The organism is Streptomyces sp. NPDC085937 (genome assembly GCF_044540535.1).
In the GTDB taxonomy this organism is placed as follows: Bacteria; Actinomycetota; Actinomycetes; order Streptomycetales; family Streptomycetaceae; genus Streptomyces.
Window position 1 is genome coordinate 263536 of sequence record NZ_JBITSH010000011.1, and the last position, 6225, is coordinate 269760.

5 protein-coding genes are annotated in these 6225 nt (G+C 73.3%); 3 read left to right on the top strand and 2 right to left on the bottom strand.

Annotated features, from left to right (window positions below; genetic code table 11):
- Positions 1-6 precede the first annotated feature (6 nt).
- Entirely contained in the window at positions 7-1383 is a 1377-nt protein-coding gene (locus tag ACIF8S_RS23750) for an aldehyde dehydrogenase family protein (protein WP_400001534.1), read from the bottom strand.
- An 8-nt stretch (positions 1384-1391) separates the two neighbouring features.
- The gene (locus ACIF8S_RS23755; protein ID WP_400001535.1) at positions 1392-2762 is read right to left on the bottom strand and encodes a glutamine synthetase family protein; all 1371 of its coding nucleotides are present in this window, start codon (positions 2760-2762) and stop codon (positions 1392-1394) included.
- 85 nt (positions 2763-2847) lie between these two features.
- On the opposite strand from ACIF8S_RS23755, the gene ACIF8S_RS23760 reads away from it, so the two are divergent.
- The 3 genes from ACIF8S_RS23760 (at position 2848) to ACIF8S_RS23770 (ending at position 5885) form a co-directional block, all read left to right on the top strand.
- Positions 2848-3582 (top strand): FadR/GntR family transcriptional regulator, encoded by a 735-nt coding sequence (locus ACIF8S_RS23760; protein WP_400001537.1) that lies wholly within the window; start codon positions 2848-2850, stop codon positions 3580-3582.
- A gap of 85 nt (positions 3583-3667) precedes the next feature.
- Complete coding sequence (gene eat, locus ACIF8S_RS23765; protein ID WP_400001538.1) at positions 3668-5185, top strand: ethanolamine permease; 1518 nt, start codon at positions 3668-3670, stop codon at positions 5183-5185.
- Between the two features lie 19 nt (positions 5186-5204).
- A complete protein-coding gene (locus tag ACIF8S_RS23770) occupies positions 5205-5885 on the top strand; it encodes a gamma-glutamyl-gamma-aminobutyrate hydrolase family protein (protein ID WP_400001540.1) in 681 nt (226 codons plus the stop codon).
- Positions 5886-6225 lie beyond the last annotated feature (340 nt).

The following is a 6225-nucleotide window of genomic DNA, read 5'->3' on the forward strand; positions in this document are numbered from 1 at the left end:
GTGCGGTCAGGCCTCCGTGCTGATGAAGACGTTCTTGGTTTCGGTGAAGGCGGTCAGGGCGTCCGGGCCCAGTTCGCGGCCCACGCCGGACTGCTTGAAGCCGCCGAAGGGGGTCCAATAACGCACACTCGAATGCGAGTTGACCGACAGGTTGCCCGCGCGCACGGCACGCGAGACGCGCAGGGCGCGGCCGACGTCACGGGTCCACAGGGAGCCGGCGAGGCCGTAGTCGGTGGCGTTGGCGAGGCGGACGGCGTCGGCCTCGTCGTCGAAGGGGAGGACGACGGCGACGGGGCCGAAGACCTCCTCCACGGCGACCGGGTCCTGGGGGCCCACACCGGTCAGGACGGTGGGCGGGAACCAGTAGCCGGGGCCCTCGGGCGCCTTGCCGCGGATGCCGTCGAGGGTGTCGGGGACGTAGGAGCGGACGCGGTCGAGCTGGCTGCGGGAGATCAGCGGGCCCATGTCGACGTCCTCGTCACGGCCCGGGTCGCCGACGCGGACGGCCTCGATCGCGGGGGCGAGCAGTTCCAGGAACCGGTCGTACGCGGTCCGTTCGACGAGGATGCGGGTGCGGGCGCAGCAGTCCTGTCCGGCGTTGTCGAGGAAGGACAGGGGGGCGGCGGCCGCGGCGGCCTCCAGGTCGGCGTCGGCGAAGACGATGTTGGGGCTCTTGCCGCCGAGTTCGAGGGTGACCCGCTTGAGGTGGTCCGCCCCCTTGGCCCACACCCGCTTGCCGACGGCCGTGGACCCGGTGAACACGATCTTGGCGACGCAGGGGTGTTCGACCAGGGCGTTGCCGGTGACCGGGCCGTGTCCGGGGAGCACCTGGAACAGGCCCTCGGGGAGCCCGGCCTCCAGGGCGAGTTCCGCGAGACGCAGGGCGGTGAGGGGGGTGGTCTCGGCAGGTTTGAGGAGGACCGCGTTGCCGGCGGCGAGGGCGGGTGCGGTGCCCCAGGCCGCGATGGGCATGGGGAAGTTCCAGGGGGCGATGACGCCGACGACGCCGAGCGGTTCGAGGAAGGTGACGTCGACGCCGCCCGGGACGGGGATCTGCCGGCCGGTGAGGCGTTCCACTCCCCCGGCCGCGTAGTCGAGCAGGTCGCGGACGTTGCCGGCCTCCCAGCGGGCGTTGCCGAGGGTGTGGCCGGCCTCGCGGACCTCCAGCCGGGCGAGTTCCTCGACGTGGTCGTCGACGGCGGCGGCGAACCGCCGCAGCAGGCGGGCGCGTTCGCCGGGCGCGAGGGCGGCCCAGGCGGTCTGCGCGCGGGCCGCGCGGGCGACGGCGGAGTCCACGTCGGCGGGGCTCGCGGCCGGGACGGTGGCGATGACCTCCTCGGTGGCGGGGTTGCGCACCTGGAGCTCGGCGGGCTGGTCGGACACTCGGGGCCTCACATGCGTTCGAAGGAGCGGCGCAGCTCCCAGTCGGTGACCGCGGCGTCGAAGGCGTCGATCTCGACGCGCGCCATGTTGCGGTAGTGGGCGACGACCTCCTCGCCGAAGGCCGCCTTGGCGATCTCGCTGTGCTCCCACAGCTCGGCGGCCTCGCGCAGGATCGTCGGGACGTGGTCGAAGCCGGCGGTGTAGGCGTTGCCCGCACAGGGCTCGGGCAGTTCCAGGCGCTGCTCGATGCCGTGCAGGCCGGCGGCGACCATGCCGGCGACGGCGAGGTAGGGGTTGACGTCGCCACCGGGCAGCCGGTTCTCGAAGCGCAGGGAGCGGCCGTGGCCGACGACGCGCAGCGCGCAGGTGCGGTTGTCGTGGCCCCAGGCGACGGCGGTCGGGGCGAAGGAGCCCGGCTGGAACCGCTTGTAGCTGTTGATGTGGGGGGCGTAGAGCAGGGAGAACTCGCGGAGCGCGGCGAGCTGCCCGGCGAGGAAGTGGCGCATCACCTCGGACATGCTGTCCGGGTCCTCCGGGGAGTCCGGCATGGCGCTGTCACCGCCGAGGTCGGCGAGCGAGAGGTGGATGTGGCAGGAGTTGCCCTCGCGTTCGTTGTACTTGGCCATGAAGGTGAGGGAGACGCCCTCCTGGGCGGCGATCTCCTTGGCGCCGGTCTTGTAGACCGCGTGCTGGTCGCAGGTGACCAGGGCCTCGTCGTAGCGGAAGGCGATCTCGTGCTGGCCGGGGTTGCACTCGCCCTTGGCGGACTCGACGGTGAGGCCGGCGCCGGCCATCTCGTTGCGGATGCGGCGCAGCAGGGGCTCGATGCGTCCGGTGCCGAGGACGGAGTAGTCGACGTTGTACTGGTTGGCCGGGGTGAGGCCGCGGTAGCCGGAGTCCCAGGCCTGTTCGTAGGTGTCCTTGAAGACGATGAACTCCAGCTCGGTACCGGCCTGGGCGGTGTAGCCGAGGGCGGCGAGCCGGTCGAGCTGCCGGCGCAGTATCTGCCGGGGCGCGGCGGCCACCGGGGAGCCGTCGGCCCAGGCGAGGTCGGCGGTGACCATCGCGGTGCCCTCGTTCCAGGGGACCCTGCGCAGGGTGTCGAGGTCCGGGTACATGGCGAAGTCGCCGTAGCCGGTCTCCCAGGAGGACATGGCGTAGCCGTCGACGGTGTTCATGTCGGCGTCGACGGCGAGCAGGTAGTTGCAGCCCTCGGTGCCGTGGCGGAGGACCTCGTCGAGGAAGAAGCGCGCGGCGAACCGCTTGCCCTGAAGCCGCCCTTGCATGTCGGGGAAGGCCAGGACGACAGTGTCGATCTCGCCGCTCGCGACGAGGGCGTGCAGCTCCTCGACGGCGAGCGGGGGTGTGCGGTCTGCCACGGGAGGGCCTCCTGGGGCTTCTTCGGTCAGCCGGGAGCCATAAGGTATTGCCGGGAACCATTGCTTGGGAAGGGGGCGCGACCAGATGCCCAAGGATGCGGTCGGCGCGGTCGGGGACCGGCTGGCGCCGGTGCTGCGGCAGGTCCGTGCGGGCAACGGCTTCGAGGAGGCGCTGGAGCAGATCCTCCAGGTGGTGCGGCTCGGGCTGGTGGCGGGCGGGGAGCGGCTGCCGGCCGAGCGGGAGCTGGCGGAGCGGCTGGGGATCAGCCGGGTGACACTGCGCGAGGTGCTGAAGGTGCTCCAGGACCAGGGCCTGGTGGAGTCGCGGCGCGGCCGGTACGGCGGGACGTTCGTACTGCCCCGGCCGACGGACACCGGCGAGGAGGAGCTGCGGCGGCGGATCGCCGAGGTGGACATCGAGGACGTGCTGCGCTTCCGGGAGGTGCTGGAGGTGGGCGCGGCGGGGCTCTGCGCGGCGCACGGGCTGACGGAGGGGCGGGCGGGGCGGCTGCGGGAGGCGCTGGCCGGCACGCAGGAGGCGCCGCTGGGCGACTACCGGCGGGCGGACACGCTGTTCCACCTCACCCTGGCGGAGCTGTCCGGCTCTCCCTCGCTGACCGCGCAGTACGCGGCCGTCCGGGCTTCGGTGAACGACCTGCTGGACTGCATCCCGCTGCTGGTGCGCAACCTGGAGCACTCGCAGCGGCAGCACGCGGCGCTGGTGGAGGCGGTGCTCGAGGGGGACGCGGACGGAGCGCGTGAGGTGATGCGGGAGCACTGTGCGGGGACGGCGGCGCTGTTGCGGGGGTTCCTCGCCTGACGGTGTGGCGCGCGACGGACCGGGGCAGGGTTTACCGCGGCTTAACGCACGGGGGTTGCGCGCGCGTCGGGTACGCCACGAAGGTATGGGCCCACAAAGGTCTGGGTCCGTTCCATTACCATCGTCCGCGCCACACCGCCTCCTGGGGAGCCGTGCCGTGAGCCTTCCATCCGCATCCCGTGAACCCGCCGGTGAGCCCGACGACTACCTGGAGCGCCGGAAACTGCGCCGGGGCAGCGCGGGCTGGCTGCTGCTGACCGGCCTCGGCGTCGCGTACGTCGTCTCCGGCGACTACTCCGGCTGGAACTTCGGCCTGGCCGAGGGCGGCTTCGGTGGTCTGGCCATCGCCATGGTCCTGATGGGCGCCATGTACACCTGCATGGTGTTCGCGCTCGCCGAGCTGTCGTCGATCCTGCCCACGGCGGGCGGCGGCTACGGCTTCGCCCGCCGGGCGCTCGGGCCGTGGGGCGGCTTCCTCACCGGCACGGCGATCCTCATCGAGTACGTCCTCGCCCCCGCCGCGATCTCCATCTTCATCGGCGACTACGTCGAGTCGCTCGGTCTGTTCGGCCTGGAGTCGGGCTGGCCGGTCTACCTGGCCTGCTTCGTCATTTTCATCGGCATCCACCTGTGGGGCGTGGGCGAGGCGCTGCGGTTCAGCTTCGTCGTCACCGGTATCGCGGTGGCGGCACTGGTGGTGTTCGCGCTGGCGGCGCTGCCCGAGTTCGACGCCTCCTCGCTGGACGACATCCCGGTGGACTCCGAGGCGCTGGGCGCGAGTTCCTGGCTGCCGATGGGGCTGCTGGGGATCTGGGCGGCGTTCCCGTTCGGCATGTGGTTCTTCCTCGGCGTGGAGGGCGTGCCGCTGGCCGCCGAGGAGACCCGGGAACCGGCCCGCACGCTGCCGCGCGCGATCCGCTGGTCGATGGGCATCCTGGTGGTGCTGGCCTTGATGACCTTCTTCACGGCGGCCGGGGCGCGCGGTTCGGCGGCGGTCCAGGACGCGGGCAACCCGCTGGTGGAGGCGCTCCAGCCGGACGGCGAGGCGACGGTGCTGAGCCGCATCGTGAACTACGCGGGCCTCGCGGGGCTCGTCGCCTCGTTCTTCTCGCTGATCTACGCCGGTTCGCGGCAGCTGTTCGCGCTGTCCCGGGCGGGCTACCTGCCCAGGTTCCTGTCCCTGACCAGCAGCCGGCGGGCGCCGTACCTCGGTCTGGTGGTCCCGGGCGCCATCGGGTTCGCGCTCGCCGCGAGCACGGGCAACGGGGCGCGCATGCTGAACATCGCGGTGTTCGGTGCGACGATCTCCTACGCGCTGATGTCGCTGTCGCACATCGTGCTGCGGCGCCGGGAGCCGGAGCTGCCCCGGCCGTACCGGACGCCGGGCGGGGTGCTGACCTCGTCGGCGGCGCTGGTGCTGGCCTGCGCGGCGCTGGTGGCGACGTTCCTGGTGGACGTGACGGCGGCGTTCATCGCACTGGCGGTGTACATCGTGGCGCTGGCGTACTTCGGGCTGTACAGCCGCAAGCACCTGGTGGCGAAGGCGCCGGAGGAGGAGTTCGCGGCACTGGCCGCGGCCGAGGCGGAGCTGGCACGGGACTGAGGAAGAGGGAGGTGCCCGGGTGTCGGGCAGGCCACTGATCGGCATCAGTACGTACGCGGAGTCCGGCGTGCGGTGGGGCGTGTGGCAGCTGGACGCCGCGCTGCTGCCGGCCGGCTATCCGCGGCTGGTGCAGCGGGCGGGCGGACTGGCCGCCATGCTCCCGCCGGACGCGCCGGAACACGCGGAGGCCGCCGTGGCCCGTCTCGACGGCCTGGTCGTCGCGGGCGGCCCCGACGTGGAGCCCGTCCGCTACGGCGCCGAGCCCGACCCGCGCACCGGGCCGCCCGCCCGGGCCCGGGACGCCTGGGAACTGGCGCTGATCGCGGCCGCGCTGGAGCGGGGGGTGCCGCTGCTCGGCATCTGCCGGGGCATGCAGCTGCTGAACGTCGCCCTGGGGGGCACGCTGTTCCAGCACGTCGACGGCCACGCCGAGGTGCCGGGGGTCTTCGCGCGCCACCCGGTGAAGCCGGTGCCCGGCACCCTCTACGGGGGCCTCGCCCCGGAGCAGACGTCGGTCCCGACCTACCACCACCAGGCGGTGGACCGGCTCGGCAGGGGGCTGATCCCGTCGGCGTACGCGGAGGACGGCACGGTGGAGGCGGTGGAACTTCCGGCGCCGGCGTGGGTTCTGGGCGTCCAGTGGCACCCGGAGATGGGGGACGACCTACGGGTCATGCGGGCGCTGATCAACGCGGCGTGACTTCGGCGTGCGGGCGGCCCCCTCCCAGCCGCGCAGTTCCCCGCGCCCCTTTGGGGGGCGCCGCCGTCTGCGGGCAGTCGTGCCGCAGGGCGGCACGGGTGGGCCCAGGCGGCAACCCGTAAGCGCCGGGCCGCGCAAGCCGGCCCCACGGCCACCGGGGTGCCGGGGACTGTTGTACGCCGGGTGCGGCCAACACCGTCGCCGGGCGCGCCGTTCCCCGCGCCCCCCGGGGGCGCGCCGCCGCCTGCGGGCAGTCGTGCCGCAGGGCGGCACGGGTGGGCCCAGGCGGCAACCCGTAAGCGCCGGGCCGCGCAAGCCGGCCCCACGGCCACCGGGGTGC

What these genes read in the sequence shown, in the direction of transcription:
- eat (WP_400001538.1), top strand. Translation starts at nt 3,668, where the DNA reads ATGGGCCCACAAAGGTCTGGGTCCGTTCCATTACCATCGTCCGCGCCA.
- ACIF8S_RS23760 (WP_400001537.1), top strand. Translation starts at nt 2,848, where the DNA reads ATGCCCAAGGATGCGGTCGGCGCGGTCGGGGACCGGCTGGCGCCGGTG.